This window comes from Dickeya sp. CFBP 2040, assembly GCF_012273755.1.
GTDB lineage: Bacteria > Pseudomonadota > Gammaproteobacteria > Enterobacterales > Enterobacteriaceae > Dickeya > Dickeya poaceiphila.
In genome coordinates this window covers 1-19,305 of the sequence record NZ_JAAVXH010000055.1, presented here as the reverse complement: position 1 = coordinate 19,305, position 19,305 = coordinate 1, and the positions used below count along the sequence as shown (strand labels likewise).

At 56.7% G+C, this 19,305-nt stretch carries 18 protein-coding genes; 12 read left to right on the top strand and 6 right to left on the bottom strand.

Annotation, left to right across the window (positions count from 1 at the left end; translation table 11 throughout):
- Positions 1–451 precede the first annotated feature (451 nt).
- Positions 452–2,254, bottom strand: a complete 1,803-nt coding sequence (gene atzF, locus Dpoa2040_RS07205; protein WP_168640843.1) for an allophanate hydrolase — start codon at positions 2,252–2,254, stop codon at positions 452–454.
- A 219-nt stretch (positions 2,255–2,473) separates the two neighbouring features.
- Entirely contained in the window at positions 2,474–3,958 is a 1,485-nt protein-coding gene (locus Dpoa2040_RS07200; RefSeq protein ID WP_168640842.1) for an NCS1 family nucleobase:cation symporter-1, read from the bottom strand.
- A 153-nt stretch (positions 3,959–4,111) separates the two neighbouring features.
- Here Dpoa2040_RS07200 and Dpoa2040_RS07195 point away from each other — a divergent pair, with 153 nt between their 5' ends.
- The 5 genes from Dpoa2040_RS07195 to Dpoa2040_RS07175 all read left to right on the top strand — a co-directional run bounded on the left by Dpoa2040_RS07195 (position 4,112) and on the right by Dpoa2040_RS07175 (position 8,689).
- Entirely contained in the window at positions 4,112–4,837 is a 726-nt protein-coding gene (locus Dpoa2040_RS07195; protein WP_168640841.1) for a GntR family transcriptional regulator, read from the top strand.
- Between the two features lie 15 nt (positions 4,838–4,852).
- Positions 4,853–5,590: an allantoin racemase gene (gene hpxA / locus Dpoa2040_RS07190; RefSeq protein WP_168640840.1), complete on the top strand. Its 738-nt coding sequence runs from the start codon at positions 4,853–4,855 to the stop codon at positions 5,588–5,590.
- Between the two features lie 39 nt (positions 5,591–5,629).
- A complete protein-coding gene (gene puuE, locus Dpoa2040_RS07185) occupies positions 5,630–6,577 on the top strand; it encodes an allantoinase PuuE (RefSeq protein WP_168640839.1) in 948 nt (315 codons plus the stop codon).
- 274 nt (positions 6,578–6,851) lie between these two features.
- The gene (locus tag Dpoa2040_RS07180; RefSeq protein ID WP_168640838.1) at positions 6,852–8,198 is read left to right on the top strand and encodes a type II toxin-antitoxin system HipA family toxin; all 1,347 of its coding nucleotides are present in this window, start codon (positions 6,852–6,854) and stop codon (positions 8,196–8,198) included.
- Positions 8,195–8,689 carry a helix-turn-helix transcriptional regulator gene (locus Dpoa2040_RS07175; protein ID WP_050569498.1) on the top strand — a complete coding sequence of 165 codons (495 nt, stop codon included), beginning with the start codon at positions 8,195–8,197 and terminating at the stop codon, positions 8,687–8,689. Before Dpoa2040_RS07180 ends, Dpoa2040_RS07175 begins: the two co-directional genes overlap by 4 nt.
- Positions 8,690–8,747: 58 nt before the next feature.
- Here Dpoa2040_RS07175 and hpxZ read toward each other — a convergent pair whose 3' ends face one another.
- The 4 genes from hpxZ to Dpoa2040_RS07155 are packed head-to-tail and all read right to left on the bottom strand — an operon-like array spanning position 8,748 to position 12,380.
- Complete coding sequence (gene hpxZ, locus Dpoa2040_RS07170) at positions 8,748–9,128, bottom strand: oxalurate catabolism protein HpxZ (protein ID WP_042872359.1); 381 nt, start codon at positions 9,126–9,128, stop codon at positions 8,748–8,750.
- Positions 9,129–9,139: 11 nt separating this feature from the next.
- Positions 9,140–10,537 carry an AtzE family amidohydrolase gene (locus Dpoa2040_RS07165; RefSeq protein WP_168640837.1) on the bottom strand — a complete coding sequence of 466 codons (1,398 nt, stop codon included), beginning with the start codon at positions 10,535–10,537 and terminating at the stop codon, positions 9,140–9,142.
- Positions 10,534–10,731, bottom strand: a complete 198-nt coding sequence (gene hpxX / locus Dpoa2040_RS07160; protein WP_168640836.1) for an oxalurate catabolism protein HpxX — start codon at positions 10,729–10,731, stop codon at positions 10,534–10,536. Before hpxX ends, Dpoa2040_RS07165 begins: the two co-directional genes overlap by 4 nt.
- A 59-nt stretch (positions 10,732–10,790) precedes the next feature.
- Positions 10,791–12,380, bottom strand: a complete 1,590-nt coding sequence (locus Dpoa2040_RS07155) for a gamma-glutamyltransferase family protein (protein WP_168640835.1) — start codon at positions 12,378–12,380, stop codon at positions 10,791–10,793.
- 160 nt (positions 12,381–12,540) lie between these two features.
- On the opposite strand from Dpoa2040_RS07155, the gene Dpoa2040_RS07150 reads away from it, so the two are divergent.
- The 7 genes from Dpoa2040_RS07150 (at position 12,541) to hpxK (ending at position 19,061) form a co-directional block, all read left to right on the top strand.
- The gene (locus Dpoa2040_RS07150; RefSeq protein ID WP_042872353.1) at positions 12,541–13,380 is read left to right on the top strand and encodes a MurR/RpiR family transcriptional regulator; all 840 of its coding nucleotides are present in this window, start codon (positions 12,541–12,543) and stop codon (positions 13,378–13,380) included.
- A 276-nt stretch (positions 13,381–13,656) separates the two neighbouring features.
- Positions 13,657–14,448: a transporter substrate-binding domain-containing protein gene (locus tag Dpoa2040_RS07145; protein WP_210423859.1), complete on the top strand. Its 792-nt coding sequence runs from the start codon at positions 13,657–13,659 to the stop codon at positions 14,446–14,448.
- Positions 14,449–14,458: 10 nt separating this feature from the next.
- Positions 14,459–15,124, top strand: coding sequence for an amino acid ABC transporter permease (locus tag Dpoa2040_RS07140; protein ID WP_168640834.1), 666 nt, complete (start codon positions 14,459–14,461; stop codon positions 15,122–15,124).
- Positions 15,124–15,780, top strand: coding sequence for an amino acid ABC transporter permease (locus Dpoa2040_RS07135; RefSeq protein ID WP_042872349.1), 657 nt, complete (start codon positions 15,124–15,126; stop codon positions 15,778–15,780). Before Dpoa2040_RS07140 ends, Dpoa2040_RS07135 begins: the two co-directional genes overlap by 1 nt.
- The gene (locus Dpoa2040_RS07130; RefSeq protein ID WP_168640833.1) at positions 15,761–16,492 is read left to right on the top strand and encodes an amino acid ABC transporter ATP-binding protein; all 732 of its coding nucleotides are present in this window, start codon (positions 15,761–15,763) and stop codon (positions 16,490–16,492) included. The genes Dpoa2040_RS07135 and Dpoa2040_RS07130 overlap by 20 nt, the downstream gene beginning before the upstream one ends.
- A gap of 62 nt (positions 16,493–16,554) precedes the next feature.
- The gene (locus Dpoa2040_RS07125) at positions 16,555–17,811 is read left to right on the top strand and encodes an alanine--glyoxylate aminotransferase family protein (protein ID WP_168640832.1); all 1,257 of its coding nucleotides are present in this window, start codon (positions 16,555–16,557) and stop codon (positions 17,809–17,811) included.
- Positions 17,796–19,061 carry an allantoate amidohydrolase gene (hpxK, locus tag Dpoa2040_RS07120; RefSeq protein WP_168640831.1) on the top strand — a complete coding sequence of 422 codons (1,266 nt, stop codon included), beginning with the start codon at positions 17,796–17,798 and terminating at the stop codon, positions 19,059–19,061. Before Dpoa2040_RS07125 ends, hpxK begins: the two co-directional genes overlap by 16 nt.
- Positions 19,062–19,305: the final 244 nt, after the last annotated feature.

Sequence of the window (19,305 nt, the reverse complement as noted above, 5' to 3'; positions counted from 1 at the left end):
TGGATTGGAAAAGTATAATACCAGGATAATCCAGCGTGAAATACCCAACTCTCCTGGTTAAATATTAAGATAATTCTTATTTTATATTCTCTGCATAATTCGAATGGCTCTTGCGTTGTGGTGACAACATTAATCTCCGATGGTTGAACGATTGTGCCAACGCTCAGCTAACTGGAATATGGCAGAGAATGTATGCAGCCGATTAAGAGACGGTACACACAATCGCTGTACTGCTTGCCTGTTCCAGTATGATTTGCGGGCCGACATTTCTTTGAGTAAGCGAAGTCGCAGGGGGGCTTGCCACATGCTGTGATAGCAGACACTGACAACCCCCTTTGTTTTCCAGCCGGAACTGCGCCTGGCGGATCAGCACGCAGCTGACCGACAGGCGTTACTCAGTTATTCGTGGTGTGTTTTATGACGTGTGTTTTGCTTATCAGGCGTTCCGTGTTCAGGCTGGCGAACGCTGAGTGACAAAAGCGCGCCAGCCGCCGAATTCGGTAATATCCTGTGCGCCTTCCAACGCAGCCGGTTCACAGATGAACCCCTTAACCTGACGGCCATCCGCCAGCGTCAGCGTGCCGATACCCAGCGGAGGCGGGATTTCTGCTACAAATTCGCCGAAACGCGCCAGCGGAATATCCCATAGCTCAACCGCAATGGGTTGCCCCTGACCGGTGTTGACCAGTCCCGGTTTGGGCGGTTGGGTATTCGCCAGCGCGTACAGGCGATAGTCTGCCGATGTGACGGTTTCTTCCACTTTGACCGCATTACGGGTAATCAACTGAAAATTGAGCGGCATTCCACTTAAGTGAGCACCCACTACGGCAATCCGCACATGGTGGGGAGACAGTGCTTTTTGCAGGGTAACCGATGGCAAGGCATGACCGGTGGCACCCAACGGCAGTGCGGTGGCGGCCTGCCAGCGTTGACCAAACGCCGCCAGCGCAGCGTCATGCCAGGCGGGCGCAAGCAGCGTAATACCGGCAGGCAAACCGTCTGCACGAAATGGCGCTGGCAGCGCCAGCCCGCACAAATCGGCCAGATTGGTGAAGTTGGTGTAGAAACCGAATTGTGAGTTATAGACCACTGGCTGTTGCGTTATCTCTTCCTGGGTGCGAATAGTGGGGGTGGTTGGTACTACCAGCGCGTCAAACCCATTTAGCTGGGCCGCAATCTGTCGCGCCAGCTCCGCCCGCAGGTATTCCGCTTCGAATACCTCGCTGGCGCGGTAATCGGCGCCTTTGGCGATAATGCTGCGTACCACCGGGTCCATCGCCTCTGGCTGTTCATGCAGTAACTTGCCGACGGCTACGGTGCGTTCTGCTACCCAGGGTCCCTCGTATAACTGACGTGCCAGTTGTTCGAACGGGGTGAAATCCAGCGCTTCCAGTGTCGCGCCCATTGCCTGCAAATGTGATAACGCCTGCTGAAACGCCTGTTCCGCCTGTTGATCGCCAAAAAATTCCAGTGGATGTGGTACTGCCAGGCGCAACTGGGCGGAGACATCAGCCGGTGTGGTGCGTGGATGGTGGCGCGAATAGGCATCGTTTTCGTCATAACCACCTGCCAGCGTTGCGACAAACCAGGCATCCTGTACCGTTAATGCGAACACTGATACGCAGTCATTGAGGCGACAGGCAGGCACCACCCCTTGTGTTGACAGCCAGCCTTTGGTCGGTTTCAGCCCGACGATATTGTTGAAACCGGCTGGAACACGGCCAGACCCGGCGGTATCTGTACCCAGTGTGAACGGCACCAGTCCACAGGCTACCGCCGAGGCGGAACCAGAGCTGGAGCCGCCGCTGACATACTCTGGCCTGATGCTATTCGGCACCGCGCCGAACGGTGAGCGGGTGCCCACTAACCCAGTGGCGAACTGGTCAAGGTTGGTTTTACCAAGCACGATGGCGCCCGCCGCTTTCAGACGTGCCACTACAGTGGCGTCTTGTGCTGCGGTGTAAGTAAAAGCCGGGCAGGCGGCGCTGGTGGGCCAGCCGGCGACATCGATGTTGTCCTTGACTGCGAATGGAATGCCGTACAACGGCAGGCGTTGGGCGTCAGGCTGGCTGAGCAAGTGGGTAATCTGCTCGCGGACATGAGCTTCGTCAGGCAGATAAATCCATGCCGGGTCTTCAGCATTCAATGAGCGCCAGACGGCCAGCACGATTTCAGTTACATCTTCAGGGTGTCGCTGATAGTGATGTCGCCACTGGGGCAGTGTCAGGCCGTTATAAGCGGTTTGCGATGTCATAAGATAATTCCAACGGGTATAGAAGATGGCTGGCAATATTCAAACCTTGTGCCAGTTTTTTAATTTTCTGTTTATAAAGTGATTTTTTAAAAAGTCACAGGGCGGTAATAGTGCGATGCACTGTAGTGGCACAGCCTAACCCAGAGTAGGAGCAAAAACGGGGCACGCTGGCGGGGTAAGCACCCGGATCGTTACGATCCGGGGCTGGGTGATTCTTTTTTACTCTTTGCCCAGTACTAAACCTGACAAGTTGGCGGTGCCTGGCGTGGCCGCTTTTTCCCGGCGCGCCAGATAACGATAGCTACCTGCGCCCAGGCCGACGCCGATGAACCAACTGAAGTTGGCGACTTCATGCCAGGCTGGTACGAAACTGATGACCAGCCCGATAGCCACCGACGGCAGCAGTGCCAGCACCGCATTCGGATTGATGCCGTTACGGTACCAGTAGCGACCATTCGGGGTGGCGTTGAACAGTGCGTCTACATCCACCTTGCCGCCTTTGATCAGGTAAAAATCCGCCAGCAGGATGCCGAACAATGGGCCGATAAATGCGCCCAGCACGTCAAGTGTGTAGTGGATCAGTTCTGGTGAATTGAACAGGTTCCACGGGGTCAACAGGACTGAACCGACGGCGGCAATCATCCCGCCGGTACGGAAACTGATACGCTGCGGCGAGCAGTTGGAGAAATCGAACGCAGGGGAAACGAAATTGGCGACAATATTGATGCCGATGGTGGCGACAATCATGGTCAGCAGGCCCAGCGCTACCGCCACGCTGTTGCCGACGCGGCTAACGGTTTCTATCGGATCGGTGATCATTTGGCCGAACAGGGACTGGGTGCCGGAGACAATCACCACCGTGACGATGGAGAACAGCAGGAAGTTGAATGGCAGTCCCCAGCGGTTGCCGCGGTAGATTTCCTGCATACTTTTGCCGTAACGGGAAAAATCGCCGAAGTTCAGCAATGGCCCGGAAAAATAAGACACCACCAGCGCCGTGGCGGTAATCATCTGCCATACTTGCTCGCCGTTGCTGAGTGATTTGCTACTCAGGGTGAAAGAGATATTTTCCAGCCCGGTTTTGTATACAATCCATCCCGCCAGTGCCAGCATCACCACATAAACCGCCGGGCCAGCAACATCGATAAACCGCTTGATAGCGCTCATGCCGTGCCAGAACACCATCGCCTGTAGCAGCCACATGACGCCAAAGCACAGCCATCCCAGCGTTGACAGGCCAAGCCAGTGGCTGGTCGTCAGTGAGGTAAGCGACGGGGCGAATTTCAGCAACACCAGCATCAATGCGTTGGCGGCCAGATAGGTCTGTATGCCGTACCAGGAGAACGCGATCAGGCCGCGGATTACCGCCGGAATGTTGGCGCCGAACACCCCGAAGGACTGACGGCAAATCACCGCATAGGGCACACCGCTGAGCTGGCTGGGTTTGGCTACCAGATTGGCGCACAGTTGCACGATGCAGATACCTGCCAGCAGACACAGCAGCACCTGCCAACTAGCCAGACCCAGCGTAAAGAAACTGGCTGCTACCACGTAGCCGCCCATGCTGTGAACATCCGACATCCAGAAGGAAAAGATATTGTACCAGGACCAGCTTTGTTCGCGTGTCGGAGCCAAATCTTCATTACACAGTCTTGGGCTGTAATGTGCCGGGGTGGTTCCGGCGGATGTCATTTTTTCTGGCATGGAATCTGCTCCTTTTTTGATGACGATAAAAATAGAGGTGAATAACCTGTCCTGTGATGTGTTGCAGGATTTGGGCCAGATTGGTGAATTTTGTATACAATAAATTTATTTTTTGTGTACGATCTGGTGGTGACGTGATGACGGAAAAAGCCAATGAACGATATTTATGGTCTCGGACAAGAGACATTTTTCGAGCAAAAAGATGACGTTATCTACCATGCGCTGCTGAATGCGATTGTTGAGCATCAATTGTTGCCGGGTGTCCGCCTGCCGGAAGAGTCGCTGGCGGAGGTATTCGGCGTCAGCCGTACCGGGATCCGCAAGGTGCTGCAGCGTCTGGCGACGGTGCAAATGATCACGCTGTTGCCCAAGCGTGGTGCACAGGTGGCGACACCGACGGTAGAGGAAGCGCGTGAGATCTTTCAAACCCGCAGCCTGATGGAGTGCGCCAACCTGCCCGCGGTTTTGGCTCACTGCCAGCCGCCGCACCTGGCAGCACTGGAGAAATTGATGGCAGAGGAAGAGCAAGCCCATCAGGATCGCAACGGGCCGGAAGCGATCCGCCTGTCAGCCGCCTTCCATATTCAGTTGCAGGCGATTTCCGGCAACAGCGTGTTAACCCGTATGGTGTCGCAATTGACGTTGCGCTCATCGCTGGTGATTGCTGCCTACGGCGCGCCCTGGCAGCAGGGATGCCGTTGTCACGATCACCATGATTTGTTGATGCTGCTGCGCAACCAGGATCTGGCAGCGCTGACTACCGCTATGCAACAACATTTCGACGATATCGTCGCCAGCCTGCGTTTTGGTGGCGACAGCGCGGCTACGCCGGATTTCTCGCAGTTGTTCAGTCATCTGAAGTCGGCTAGATCACAATAGGAAGGAGCAGGCCGAATGAGCCGATGTGTGATTCAGGTAATCAACCCCAATACCAGTCTGGCAATGACTGAAACCATCGGCGACGCGGCGCGGCGAGTGGCGGCGCCCGGCACCGATATTCTGGCGGTATGTCCGTCACAAGGAGTGCCGTCTATCGAAGGGCATTTTGATGAAGCGGTGGCGGCTCTCGGCGTGCTGGAGCAGATTCGGCTGGGACGCGAGCAGGGCGTCAGCGGCCATGTCATTGCCTGCTTTGGCGACCCCGGTCTGCTGGCGGCACGGGAACTGGCGAGTGCGCCGGTGGTGGGCATCGCGGAAGCGGCGATGCATTTGGCAACGCTGGTGGCGACGCGTTTTTCCATCGTCACCACGCTGCCGCGCACGCTTGTCATCGCACGTCATCTGTTGCAGCGCTACGGCTTTGAGCATCACTGCGCCGCACTGCACGCCATTGATCTGCCGGTGCTGGCACTGGAGGATGGACACGGGCTGGCGCAACATAAAGTGCGGGAAATGTGTATACAAGCGAAGCGGCAGGATGGAGCCGGCGCGATTGTGCTGGGTTGCGGTGGTATGGCCGATCTGGCGCAGGCGCTGACGCAGGAATTAGGTATCCCGGTGATCGATGGCGTGGGGGCGGCGGTGAAAATGGTGGAATCGCTGGTTGGGCTGGGGCTAAGCACCAGCAAACACGGCGATCTCGACTACCCGCTGGACAAGCCGTTAACCGGCGCATTCGAGGCGCTACGTTAAGCGGTGCTGTTGCTGTCATCATAATTAAGGAAAGACACCATGACACTTTCTCAGCTATGGGGTTCAGACCCTGACTACCCACGTGATCTGATAGGTTATGCTGGTCAACCGCCACACGCTCGTTGGCCCGGACAGGCTCGCATCGCGGTGCAGTTTGTACTGAATTACGAAGAAGGGGCGGAAAAGCATGTGCTGCACGGCGACGCCGGATCTGAGCAATTTTTGTCCGATATCATCGGTGCTGCCAGTTACCCGACGCGACATATGTCGATGGATTCGCTCTATGAATACGGCTCCCGCGCTGGTTTCTGGCGTATTCATCAGGAGTTTCAACGCCGTGGCTTGCCGATGACGGTGTTCGGCGTGGCGATGGCACTGGCGCGGAACCCAGCGGTGGTCGAGGCTATCAGGGCGGCGGACTATGACGTGGTTAGCCACGGCTGGCGTTGGATCCACTACCAGAATATGGATATCGACACCGAGCGTGCACATTTGCAACAGGCTATCGCGGTGCATACCGAATTGTTCGGCCAGCCGCCGCTAGGCTGGTACACCGGACGCGACAGCCCCCACACCCGACAACTGGTGCTGGAGCAGGGTGGTTTCCTCTACGACAGCGACTACTATGGCGACGATCTACCCTTCTGGTTGCCAGTGCGGTGTGCAGACGGCGCGGTGAAGCCGCATTTGATCGTTCCCTATACGTTGGATGCCAATGATATGCGCTTCGCCTCACCGCAGGGGTTTAACAGCGGCGAGCAGTTTTTTAGCTATCTGAAAGATAGCTTTGATGTGTTGTATGCCGAAGGGGAGGATGCGCCGAAAATGATGTCGATTGGTATGCATTGTCGCCTGCTGGGGCGGCCAGGTCGTTTCCGGGCGTTACAGCGGTTCCTCGATTATATCCAGCAGCACGAGCGGGTGTGGGTCTGCCGCCGTCAGGATATCGCCGAGCACTGGCATCGGGTTCATCCGTATCAGGACTGACGCGATCATAATAGCGGTTGCGTGTTTACCGGTTTTAATTCATCTCGTTTCATTCAATATCTGCTTGAGCCAAACAATGTAACTGATAGGTTTCGTTGTTTGGTTTTTTTGCATTTTATGATACCTATAGGTTTCATTATTGGCTGATTGGCTTTTGATACGTATAGGTAACATTAAATTGAGTTTATTTGGTTAATGTAACCTTTTGGTGTCTTTAATTGTCTTTCTGGTATTTGGGGTGTGCTATGCTACACGTAATGAGCGCGGAGGGGCTATGGAGCGACTGACTGTTCAGGCGTTTGTCGATAATGTGTGGCAGGATATTGCCGAGATCGGTTTTCCTGATAGCGACCAGAATAATTACCTGCTAACGCGGCTGGATTATGCGTCTGATTATGGCATTGACTATATAGATTGTGATGACCACCACGCGGTTTCCGTCAATTACCCGGTCCGGGTCTTCTTTGATGATGGTGGTGAACCCGGATGGATGCGCTTTCTGGATGACATTATGCCGGCAGGCGCCAGCCGACAGTATTGGATTGATCATCTTGATCTCTCTGGGTTGACGGCACAGTTGCAAAATTATGTCTTGTTGCGCCATGCCACCATTGCACCGGTTGGTAATTTGCGTATCAAAGAATCAGTTCCAGCCCAACATCATGGTAAAACCCGCTTTTTCAGCATTGAGGATGTGAAGAACCGGGCCAGCGATTTTCTGGATTATGCGCAACAACGTGGTGCCGCTGCCGGAGGGGCTACAGGTGCGGGAGGTGAAGCGCCAAAGCTGCTGTTGCGATGTCATGCGGACGATAAGGTATGGATCGATACCTGGCAGGATGATCCCAACTGTTGTGATGCCGCTTATCTGGTGAAGTTTCCGCGTGGGCAGCGCAGTGAGATTGACGGCGACATCCTGCGAGCCGAGTTTCATTATTACCATGAGCTGGCCTATATGGGGTTCGACACCATTCCTGTGGCGGGTATGCGCCTGGAAGAAGGACGGCATTATCCGTCGCTCTGGTTGCCGCGCTTTGATATCGAATTCCCCGGCAATGGACAGGTTAAACGATACGGTATGGAGTCGGTGTATTCCCTGCTGCGGGCCGGGCCGGGTAGTGCGCTGCGGCACGATCAGGTGATTCGGGCGGTGATCGCCAAAATCGCGTCCAGTCATACGGTTAGCGTAGAGGGAAAATTTTTTGACCCTGAGGCATTTGTGGTTGAGTGGGTGCGACGCGATCTGTTGAATATTGCCTTCGGCAACAGTGATAACCATGGTCGCAATACCGCGTTTCTCAAAGATGAACAGGGGATTCGGTTGGCACCGATTTACGATTTTGCACCGATGAAGGCTGACCCCGCGGGCATTGCCAGAGCGACCAAATGGCCAGAGCCGCTGGAAATCGGCGGTGACTATCAGTTTGAGCGGATAGCGGAACTGTTTTCCGACATTCTTCCGCCGACGTTGTTGATGGCGAAATTGCAGGAGACAGCGGTGCAACTGGTTGGTCTGAAAGCGCGGCTTCAGGCACGTGGCGTACCTGAGTCGATAGTAAACCTGCCTTCCATCGGGTTTGATTACCTTCCTGAGAAGCTACAGCGCTGGGGATTGTTATGAGCCAGGAACGCAAAAATATAACGCGCTACGCGGTTGCGGATGATGTTCAGGAAACCATACGCAAGCTGCGCCAGCGCTTGCAGGAGAGCAATGTGGCGCAGGAGCGCTTTCAGGCTCTACCCGTAGTTGTAACTACGGGGACGGCGGATGTCTCGAAAACGAGAGCATCAAAAAATTCCAGACCGCTCAATGCCAGCGAAAGGCAGTTTGCGATGCAGAACATTATCCGCAGGATGATGATAGGCGAAATATCGCAGGGAAACGCACTGAAAGAATTGCGCCTTACCGTGCTGGGTCTTAAGCAGGATGCTTATGCCAATCTGGTTGGCGTATCACGTAAAACGTTGTCGGAAATAGAGAATGACAAAGGCAATTACACGGCGGATATCATCAACAAAGTGTTTAAGCCTTTCGGTCTGAAGATGGGGCTTATTCCGGTATCGCCTTCATTACTGGCCGAGATACTCGCCACGACTCCCGCCTCCCGTTAACTCATCCGGATAGCCGGTAAAACAGATATCAGCTATCCGGCGTGGGCTGTTTTGTTGGTTACACCATCAGGCTCACATGAGCAGCTACTATCCGCCAGCCTTGTTCGGTACGCAGCCAGGTTTGCATCTGGCGTCCGATTTTCTCGCTGCCTTCACGACGAAATTCGGTACTGGCAACCGCCGTATCGCGGCCATAGGTGGTGATCACCGTGTTTTGCAACTGGCGGTCCAACCCGGCTGACGGGCGAGCAGCGCGGAAGGCGCGGATCTGCTCAATACCGTACAGGTTTTCTGATGCGCCGTAACGCACGGTACGCGCATCGTGCCAGAACAACTGGTCCAGCACGTCAATATCGTTGCCGGTCAGCGCCTTTTCGTAACGGTAAAAGGCGGTGGTAACCTCGGCCAGTACGTCAGGCAGATTTATCTCTGGTGTCATGTAAAAAGTCCTTATGAGTGAAAAGTAACGGGGGGCAGAGTCCGGGCGATGCCCTGCTTCTCTAAGCGCCAGGCCGCGCGCAGCGCGATATCTTCCCGCCATGGCGCGGCGATGAGTTGCACGCCGATAGGCAGCCCACTGGCGGTTGCCAGCGGTACCGTTACCACCGGCAGGCCGACGAACGATATCGGTTGGGTCAACATGCCCATGCTGGCGCGGATCGGTAAATCGGTGTGATTGATGCGCATGGTTTCCTGACCGACAGGTGTTGCCGGGCAAGGTGTCGCTGGTGCAATCAGCAGATCGGTGTCGGCAAACAGCGCCAGTATGTCGCGGCGGAAATGATCGCGGAAACGCTGAGCCTGCACATACCAGGCGGCAGGGATCATCGCGCCTGCCAACAGCCGTTCACGGGAAAGCGGTTCAAATTGTTCCGGTGTGGCTTGTAGCGCAGGCAGGTATTGGTTGCCGCCTTCGCTGGCGGAAAGAATAAATGCCGCGGTACGCGCCAGCGCAGCATTATCCAGTATCACATCACTGTCGGCGTTTAATCCATCGGCCACCTGTCGTACTGCCGTGGCGGCCTGTTCATCGCACCATTGTGCGAAGTAACCGCCCAGTACCCGGCTGCGCAGCGGTACCGCGTCGGACAGCGAGGGGACGGTGGATCGTAGTGGTTGGTTTGCCTGAAAGCGATCAGCCGGATCGCGGCCTTGCAGTACGTCATAGACCAGCGCCAGATCGTCCACGCTGCGTGCCAGCGGGCCGATGTGATCAAGGCTGCCGACAAACGGCTGTGTCCCCTGACGTGATAACCGTCCGAAAGTGGGTTTCAGCCCGAAGATGCCACACAACGAAGCGGGAACGCGGATCGAACCGTTGGTGTCGCTGCCGAGTGCAAAATTCACCAGCCCGGCTGCTACCGCCGCGGCTGAGCCGCCGGACGATCCGCCCGCGATACGCGTCAAATCATGCGGGTTGCGGGTGGCGCCGTAGTGGCTGTTCTCGGTGGTAAAGCCGTAGGCGTAGGCATCCATATTCAGCAAGCCGGACAACAATGCGCCTTGCGCCTGCAACTGGCGTACCGCGAACGCATCCTGACTGGCGGGAGGGCGTTGGCTGAACAGTCTGGCGCCGGCAAGGGTGGTTTCACCAGCAACATCGAACAGGTTTTTCACCGCATAGGGTACGCCTGCCAGTGCAGGCAGCGGTTCGCCTAACCGGCGTTTCAGGTCCACGCCGTTGGCTTCCGTCAGCATACGTTGTGCTGTGACGGCGGTGTACGCGTTGACAGCCGGGTTGTGCTGTTCGATTTGCGCCAGCGTGTTACGGGCAATGTCGGTGGCAGAGAGGTGGTCTGCCGCCAGCTCGGCTTGCAACGTGCGAATAGACAGTTGAGCCGGATTCATAGTTGGTAGACTCCCGCCACTTCCTGATGTTCATCCAGTGCAAACGCCATCAGCGGCTGCGCCATGGCGGCGATGCGGCTGAACTGAGCGTGCAGTTCCTGACGGCGGGCATCATCCAGCTCCAGCCCCATCAGGGTTTCCATTTGTTGCAGATACGCGGCCAGCGTGTCCTGATCAATATCTTTTTTTTCCATGAGCGAAGACCTTATTGGGTGAGGACCTTATCGTGTGAAGACCTTATCGGGTAGAAAGATTAATATCCGGCGGCGCTGCCGTTGCTGCGCGGATCGCTGGCGCCTTCCAGCATTCCGTTGGCATGACGGACAATGGCCCCGGCATGGCCGACGGTTTCGCTAAATCCAGCGAGCAGTTCCACATCATGACCCAGTGTACGCAACGCTGCGATGGTCGCTGGCGTGAAGCGATCTTCCAGCTTCAGCGTATCGGTCGATTGCCCCCAGGTGCGGCCCAACAGCCAGCGTGGCGCGGTGATTGCCTGTTGCAACGGCACGCCCTGCATAACATGGCGAATGAACAGCGCTGCCTGCGTCTGTGGTTGACCATCGCCTCCCATTGAGCCGTAGACCATCGTGCGTCCGTCAGACAAGCGTGCGGCTGCCGGGTTGAGGGTGTGAAACGGTTGTTTGCCCGGTTCCAGCGCCAGCAAGTGGTTCGGGTCCAGGCTGAAGGAGGCGCCACGGTTCTGCCACAGCACACCGGTGCCTGGCAATATCACGCCGCTGCCGAATTCGTGGTAGATGCTCTGGATAAACGACACCGCAAAGCCGTGGCGATCACACACGCCCATCCAGACGGTATCGCCCGGCCCTTTGCCTTCGCCCCAGGGAGCGGCGGCGCGGGTGTCAACGTGTCGGCTCAAGGTATCCAACTGGCCGGCAGATAACAGCGCCTGAATATCCTGCGTGATCAGTTTCGGGTCGGTGATGTATTTATCGCGCAGCCCAAATGCCAGTTTGGTGGCTTCTACGACGCGGTGAATGGTCTGGCTGTCGCTCAGATCCGCCATCTCCAGCCGATCAGTGATGCCAAGAATCGCCAGCGATACCAGCCCTTGCGTCGGCGGCGCCAGATTGAAGACGTCACCGTGGCTGTGTTTCAGCACCAGCGGTGTGGTACGGCGGGCATGATAATTCGCCAGGTCGCTTTCAGTAACCGGCAGGCCCAGCGCAGCCGTTTGTTGCGCCATGCGTGCCGCCAGCGCGCCGCGGTAAAAGCTGTCCAGTCCGTCCTGGGACAGTTGTTGCAGGGTATCGGCGAGATCCGGCTGGATGAAACGGCTGCCGGTACGTGGAATCGTGCCTTGCGGCATGAACACGCGGCAGAATTCGGGGAAGTCGCTCAGCTCGTGATGGCGGCTGGTCAGCGCATCTTCCTGCGACTGGGTGACCGGAATGCCGTTGCGGGCATAGCCGATGGCGTCTTCCAACAGTGTAGCGAGCGGCAGCGCATGGCTAATTTCCTGCTCGGCGGCGTAATTCAGCGCTTCCTGCCATCCTCCTACCGTTCCGGCCACGGTTAGTGCGGCGTTGGGGCCTCGATGAGGAATACGGCTTTCACCGGCATAACGTGCGCGCGTCGCCAGCGACCCGGCGGCACCACCGGCGTCAATGGCGACTGGCGCGCCCTGCGGCGGTACGATCAGCCAGAAACCATCGCCGCCCAGGCTGTTCATGTGGGGATAAACCACCGCAACCGTAGCGGCGGCGGCTACCATCGCTTCAATGGCATTGCCTCCGGCACGTAAAATACGCTGCGCACTGGCGCTGGCAAGATGATGCGGTGTGACTGCCATACCCGATGGGGCGATATTGCTTTGCATCATGAGTGATAAGGCTCTTATGTGATGGTAGGGTGGTCGATGCTAAGCAAAAGCCGTTCCATCTTTTCAGCTTGCTGCCGACCACCGGTTGTATGTTATGTTCATCATAGCGCCGAAATAATGAAACAAAAGTTGCAAAGTTCAAACAGTGACAAGGGCAGGCATGAAGCAGATTGATGAACGGTTGCGCAGCCAGTACAGCGAACTATCGCCGCAGGAACAGCGGGTGGCGGAATTTATCTTTGACCATCTGGATGATCTCATCAGCTACAACAGCGCTGAGCTGGCGCGGCTGAGTGGCGTCTCCAAGGCTACGGTCAGTCGCCTGTTCCGCCGTCTCGGTTATCCCAGCTACCGGGAGATGCGTGATGAACTGCGCACCCTGCGCCAGAACGGGATGCCTCTGACCGATAACCGGGACGCGGTACAAGGCAACACCCTGCTGGCGCGCCATTATAAGCAGGAGATGGCCAACCTGACGCAGTGGGTCAACCAGATTGACCCGCAGCAGTTTGGCGCGGTGATCACCGCGCTACAGCAGGCCCGGCGCGTATGTATTTTGGGGCTGCGCAACAGCTACCCGGTGGCGTTGCACTTGCGTCAGCAACTGTTGCAAATTCGCCCACAGGTGCCGCTGCTGGCGCAGCCCGGTCAGACACTGGCGGAAGAACTGGCGGATCTCGACGAGCAGGATGTGGTGGTGGTGGTGGCGTTCCGTCGCCGTCCGCGCCTGATTCAGCCACTGTTGCAACAACTACGTGCCCGGCTGATTCCAGTACTGCTGCTGTGCGAACCGCAAGTCCACGCGTTACCGCCACTGGCTTCCTGGTCGCTGACCGCACCGCTGGACAGCGTTTCGGCTTTTGACAGCTATGCCAGTGCCATGAGTCTGGTCAACCTGATCAGTAACGCGTTGCTGCATCAGATGCTGGCGGATGGACGTCAGCGTATTCACGATATTGCCGATCTTTATCTGCAACTGGATGAGCTGGAACAGCGCTAACCACGCGCTTTACTGGTGCGATTGTTCTTTTTTGGTGCAATGCATTCCTCTTTTTATGCCCTTTTGTTGTGCGTCTCGGACTCGTGTCCGGACGTACCGTTCAACAGCGAACACCTCCCTTTATCACCTGAATCAACCTGCATTCCTCTCTGTTTATTACCGCAAAATACCAACTGATTATCTGGCATGTATTTTGCTTTTTACTTTGCAACAAAGGTTTCAATGTTTCTATTGAAGAATCTTTGGTTTCAAACTAACTTAACCGGGGGCACAGCAATGAAGATCGGAAAACGTTTTTTGGCGGTGGTGGGTGCGGCTCTGTTGATGGTTCAGGCCGGGCAGGCAATGGCAGATCAACTACAGGATATCCAGAAGCGCGGCGTGTTGCGCGTCGCTGTGCCACAGGACTTCCCGCCGTTTGGCTCGGTCGGCACCGATTTACAGCCGCAGGGTTACGATATCGACATGGCGCGTTACCTGGCCAGTGAGATGAAACTAAAGTTGCAGCTGGTGCCGGTGAGCAGTGCTAACCGCGTGCCGTATTTGCAGACCGACAAGGTCGATCTGGTGATTTCCAGCCTGGGTAAAAATGCGGAACGTGAAAAAGTGATCGATTTCAGCAGTGCCTACGCGCCGTTCTTCCTTGGTGTATTCGGTCCGAAAGACACCGATGTCAGCGCGCCGGAGGCATTGCAGGGCAAAACCGTCGGCGTTACCCGCGGCGCGGTGGAAGACATGGTGCTGACTGATATTGCGCCCAAGACCGCTGATATCAAACGTTATGAAGATAACAACACTACGCTGTCGGCCTATCTGTCTGGTCAGGTGCAATATATCGCCACCGGCAACCTGGTCGTGGCGGCGATTGCCGAGAAGAACCCGGCTAAAGCTCCGGTAGCGAAATTCATGTTGAAAGATTCGCCCTGCTATATCGGCCTGAAAAAGGACGAGCCGGCGCTGAAGGCGAAAGTCAACGAACTGATTGAAAAAGCGCTTAAGGACAACACGTTGAACGGCCTGTCCGAAAAATGGCTGAAAGCGCCGTTGCCGGCCAATCTGGGCGCCTAAGGATACGCCAATGACTTATCAGCTTCATTTCGCGGCGCTGTGGCCTTACTGGCCGGAGTTACTGGCCGGCCTGTGGGTCACCGTGCAATTGACGACGATGGCGACGCTCGGCGGGATTGCCATCGGCATCTGCGGTGCGGCATTACGCAGCGGTAAGCCGACTTTCGTCAGCCGCCTGTGGGGCCTGTACGTCGAGGTGATCCGTAATACGCCGTTTGTGGTGCAACTGTTTTTTATCGTGTTCGGTCTGCCGGGGCTGGGAGTCAAACTCACCGCCGGGCAGGCCGCCCTGTTGGCAATGTTGGTTAACCTGGGCGCTTACAGTACGGAGATTATTCGTGCCGGCATTCAGGTGACGCCGAAGGGCCAGTGGGAAGCCGCGCGTGTACTGGGATTGTCGCGTGCCCAGACGTTTACGCGAGTAATTTTACCGCCCGCGCTGCAACGGATTTATCCGGCGCTGGTCAGCCAGTGCATCATCGTGATGCTCGGTTCATCCGTGGTGTCGCAGGTGTCGTACGAAGAGCTGACCTTTGCCGCCAACTTAATTCAGTCACGGACCTTCCTCAGCTTTGAGGTGTATCTGGTGACCACGCTCTGCTATCTGGTGCTGTCGATGCTGATGCGTCAACTGCTGTTGCTGGCCGGGCGACGCTTTCTGGGGACGCCGCACTGATGATGACATTTACTGACTGGGATATTGTGCGCAACCTGCTGCTGGCCGGACGCTGGACGGTGCTGCTGTCGCTGGCGGCGTTTTTCGGCGGCGGTGTGGTGACGTTGCCGCTGCTGTTGCTGCGCCTGACGAAGCGCCGCTGGCCGATGCGCCTGACCCGGCTGTACGCCGATGTGTTTCAGGGTACGCCACTGCTGATGCAACTGTTTCTGGCGTTTTTCGGGCTGGGATTATTCGGTATCGACGTCAGCCCATGGACGGCAGCCACCCTGGCGCTGACGCTGTTTACCAGCGCGTTTCTGCTGGATATCTGGCACGGCAGCGTACAGGCGTTGCCGAAAGGACAATGGGAAGCGTGTCGCTGCCTGGGGCTGACCTTCACGCAAACGCTGACCAGAGTGATTGCGCCTCAGGCGATGCGCATTGCCATTGCGCCGACGGTGGGGTTTTCGGTACAGGTGATCAAAGGCACCGCCCTGGCCTCAATCATCGGGTTTGTCGAGCTGACCAAGGCCGGCACCATGCTTAATAACGTTACCTTCCAGCCGTTCAAGGTATTCGGACTGGTGGCGTTGGGCTATTTCCTGCTGTGTTATCCGCTGTCGTATTACAGCCGTTATCTGGAGAAGAAATGTAATGCCGCTCATCACCATTAATCAGGTCCATAAGTATTACGGCCAGAACCACGTGCTGAAAGGGGTGGATCTGGATATCGATGCCGGCGAGGTTATCTCCATCATTGGCCGCAGCGGCTCCGGCAAAAGCACCCTGCTGCGCTGTATCAACGGGCTGGAAGGCTATCAGGACGGCAGCATTAAACTCGGCGGTATGACCGTGACCGACCGTGACTCGCAGGCGCGGGAAATCAGCCGTTCCATTGGCATGATTTTCCAGAATTTCAACCTGTTCCCGCATATGACCGCGCTGGAAAACGTGATGCTGGCGCCCAAACTGGTGCTGGGTAAAAGCGCTGCCGAGTGCCGTGAACTGGGGGTGAGGATGCTGGAGAAAGTCGGACTGGGCGAGCGTATTGATTACTACCCCTCCAGTCTCTCCGGTGGCCAACAGCAGCGGGTGGCGATTGCCCGTGCGCTGGCGATGAGTCCGAAAGTGCTGCTGTGCGATGAGATCACCTCGGCACTGGACCCGGAACTGGTAGGTGAAGTACTGAAGGTACTGGAGCAACTGGCAGCCGAAGGCATGACGCTGATTCTGGTTACCCACGAGATGAATTTCGCCCGTGAAGTCGGCGACCGGGTGGTGTTTATGCATCAGGGCAAAGTGTGGGAGCAAGGCAGTGGCGATGAACTGTTCGCCAACCCGCAGACTGCCGAACTGAAACAGTTTATCGCCTCGGTGCGGCTGTAGCGCCCTAAGCAGTATGAGCTATTATAATTTTAATGTTATCAAGGACATCAGGAGTTCATCACATGCCTAACGACCTGTTTGCGCAGATCAATCCGCCCCATCGCTTGCTCATGGGGCCTGGCCCGATCAATGCCGACCCACGTGTGCTACGTGCGATGGCCAGCCAACTGGTCGGGCAGTATGACCCGGCGATGACCGGGTACATGAATCAGGTGATGGCGTTATATCGTCAATTGTTCCGTACCGACAACCGCTGGACCATGCTGGTGGACGGCACCTCCCGCGCGGGTATTGAGGCGATTCTGGTGTCGGCGATTCGCCCCGGTGACCGGGTGCTGGTGCCGGTGTTCGGGCGTTTCGGCCACCTGCTGTGTGAGATTGCTCGCCGCTGTCGCGCCGATGTTCATACCATCGAGGTGCCATGGGGCGAAGTGTTCACGCCGGATCAGATAGAAGACGCCATCAAACGGGTGAAACCGCGCCTGTTGCTCACCGTACAAGGCGATACCTCTACCACCATGCTACAGCCGCTGGCCGAGCTGGGAGATATCTGCCGTCGCCATGACGTGCTGTTTTACACCGATGCCACCGCGTCGTTCGGCGGCAACCCGCTGGAAACCGATGCCTGGGGGCTGGATGCGGTTTCCGCCGGGTTGCAGAAATGTCTCGGCGGCCCGTCCGGCAGCTCGCCGGTGACGCTCAGTTCGCGTATGGAAGCGGTGATTCGTCAGCGCAAATGCGTGGAGCAGGGGATTCGCACCACCGACCATCAGGACGGTGACGACGAAATGATTTACTCCAATTACTTCGACCTCGGCATGATCATGGATTACTGGGGACCGGAGCGGTTGAACCACCATACCGAAGCCACCAGCATGTTATTTGCCGCCCGCGAGTGCGCCCGCATCATTCTGGAAGAGGGGCTGGATGCCTGTATCGCCCGTCATCAATTGCACGGCAAGGCGCTACTGGCCGGTATTGACGGTATGGGATTACAGCCTTACGGCGACATCGCCAACAAGATGAGTAACGTGCTGGGTGTGGTGATCCCGTCTGGCATTCACGGCGAGCAGGTACGCAAACTACTGCTGGAGGATTTCGCCATCGAAATCGGCACCTCGTTCGGGCCGTTGCAGGGCAAGATCTGGCGTATCGGCACCATGGGGTATAACGCACGTAAAGACTGCGTGATGCAAACGCTGACCGCGCTGGAAGCGGTACTGAACCGCCTTGGCTTCCATTCTGTACAGGGGGCGGCGTTGCAGGCGGCCTGGAATGTATACGATACCGCGCAGGCGCCGACATGTGCGAGGTGCTGATGGACAACGTGATGACGGACCTCGATGCGCAGGCGGCAGCCCGGCGGGTGATGGCGCGTTGCGATCAACTGGCGGACATCAGTGAAACCGTCGGTCAGCTTACCCGTGTTTACCTGTCGCCTCAGCATCTGCAAGCCAATCAGCAGGTCGGCGAGTGGATGCGGGAAGCCGGGATGAGCGTGTGGCAGGATAGCGTGGGCAACATCTGTGGCCGCTATGAGAGCCGCACGCCGGGTGCACCGGCGCTGCTGCTGGGTTCGCATCTTGACACTGTCCGCAACGCCGGGCGTTACGATGGGATGCTGGGGGTGCTGGCGGCGATTGAAACCGTGTCATTTCTGCATCAGCGTGGAATTCGCTTGCCGGTAGCGCTGGAAGTGGTCGGGTTTGGTGATGAAGAAGGCACCCGTTTTGGCGTCACATTGCTGGGTAGCCGCGGATTAACCGGCACCTGGCCTGACGGCTGGCTGTCGCGCCCGGATGCCGACGGCATTACCGTCGCACAGGCGCTGACGCAGGCTGGTTTGAACCCGGATGCTATCGCGCAGGCGGCCCGTCCGGTGACGGACATTCTGGCCTATCTGGAATTGCATATCGAACAAGGACCGTGTCTGGAACAGGCCGGGCTGGCGTTGGGTGTGGTGACTGCCATTAACGGCGCACGGCGACTGAACTGCACGTTTACTGGTCATGCCGGTCATGCCGGTACGGTGCCGATGTCGCAACGGCAGGATGCGTTGGCAGCGGCAGCGACATGGATGACTCAGGCGGAGCAGATAACGCGCGACAGCGACCCCTATCTGGTGGCGACTGTCGGCACGTTGCAGTGCCTGCCCGGCGCGGCTAACGTGATTCCCGGCGAAGTGCGGCTGACGCTGGATATTCGCGGTCCAGACGATACGCCGTTGGATGCCCTGCTGCAACGGCTGCTGACTCTGGCACAAGACATCGCCATGCAACGCGGTTGTATCTTCAGTGCCGAAGAGTATTACCGCATCGCTGCTACGCGTTGTGACGACAAGCTGCAACAGCGGTTGTCGGCATCGGTGATGCAGGTGCAGGGCCGGAACCTGTCGCTACCCAGTGGCGCTGGACATGATGCCATCGCTATTGCTGAACGCTGGCCGGTGGGAATGTTGTTTATGCGCTGCAAGGGCGGTATCAGCCATCATCCCGACGAGTCGGTATTGACTAATGATGTGGCGCAGGCGCTGCGGGCGTTACTGCAAACGGTGTGGGGATATCGCTGACACGTACGGCTAAGGTCAAATGACCAAAAGTGATTATCTTCCACCATGCTGCATATTCAGTATGACGGGTATCTACCCGTCATCATTCAGGTATCAGGTGTGTTGTCTGCAATTCACATTATTTTAGTATGAAGCGAAAGTAAATAATAAATAAAAAAGACTGTATCAATTCAGTTAACCCATTGTAGGTAAGTTATTCCCCCCTATATGTCTGCCAGTATGGTCAAGATAAATGTATTAAATG

Bases quoted from the DNA above. Each gene is read 5' to 3' on its own strand.
- Dpoa2040_RS07165 (WP_168640837.1), bottom strand. From the start codon at position 10,537: ATGAATCCGGCTCAACTGTCTATTCGCACGTTGCAAGCCGAGCTGGCG.
- Dpoa2040_RS07175 (WP_050569498.1), top strand. From the start codon at position 8,195: ATGAGCCAGGAACGCAAAAATATAACGCGCTACGCGGTTGCGGATGAT.
- Dpoa2040_RS07145 (WP_210423859.1), top strand. From the start codon at position 13,657: ATGAAGATCGGAAAACGTTTTTTGGCGGTGGTGGGTGCGGCTCTGTTG.
- atzF (WP_168640843.1), bottom strand. From the start codon at position 2,254: ATGACATCGCAAACCGCTTATAACGGCCTGACACTGCCCCAGTGGCGA.
- Dpoa2040_RS07200 (WP_168640842.1), bottom strand. From the start codon at position 3,958: ATGCCAGAAAAAATGACATCCGCCGGAACCACCCCGGCACATTACAGC.
- Dpoa2040_RS07155 (WP_168640835.1), bottom strand. From the start codon at position 12,380: ATGATGCAAAGCAATATCGCCCCATCGGGTATGGCAGTCACACCGCAT.
- Dpoa2040_RS07180 (WP_168640838.1), top strand. From the start codon at position 6,852: ATGGAGCGACTGACTGTTCAGGCGTTTGTCGATAATGTGTGGCAGGAT.
- hpxA (WP_168640840.1), top strand. From the start codon at position 4,853: ATGAGCCGATGTGTGATTCAGGTAATCAACCCCAATACCAGTCTGGCA.
- hpxX (WP_168640836.1), bottom strand. From the start codon at position 10,731: ATGGAAAAAAAAGATATTGATCAGGACACGCTGGCCGCGTATCTGCAA.
- Dpoa2040_RS07130 (WP_168640833.1), top strand. From the start codon at position 15,761: ATGCCGCTCATCACCATTAATCAGGTCCATAAGTATTACGGCCAGAAC.
- Dpoa2040_RS07125 (WP_168640832.1), top strand. From the start codon at position 16,555: ATGCCTAACGACCTGTTTGCGCAGATCAATCCGCCCCATCGCTTGCTC.
- Dpoa2040_RS07140 (WP_168640834.1), top strand. From the start codon at position 14,459: ATGACTTATCAGCTTCATTTCGCGGCGCTGTGGCCTTACTGGCCGGAG.
- hpxK (WP_168640831.1), top strand. From the start codon at position 17,796: ATGTGCGAGGTGCTGATGGACAACGTGATGACGGACCTCGATGCGCAG.
- Dpoa2040_RS07150 (WP_042872353.1), top strand. From the start codon at position 12,541: ATGAAGCAGATTGATGAACGGTTGCGCAGCCAGTACAGCGAACTATCG.
- Dpoa2040_RS07195 (WP_168640841.1), top strand. From the start codon at position 4,112: ATGAACGATATTTATGGTCTCGGACAAGAGACATTTTTCGAGCAAAAA.
- hpxZ (WP_042872359.1), bottom strand. From the start codon at position 9,128: ATGACACCAGAGATAAATCTGCCTGACGTACTGGCCGAGGTTACCACC.
- Dpoa2040_RS07135 (WP_042872349.1), top strand. From the start codon at position 15,124: ATGATGACATTTACTGACTGGGATATTGTGCGCAACCTGCTGCTGGCC.
- puuE (WP_168640839.1), top strand. From the start codon at position 5,630: ATGACACTTTCTCAGCTATGGGGTTCAGACCCTGACTACCCACGTGAT.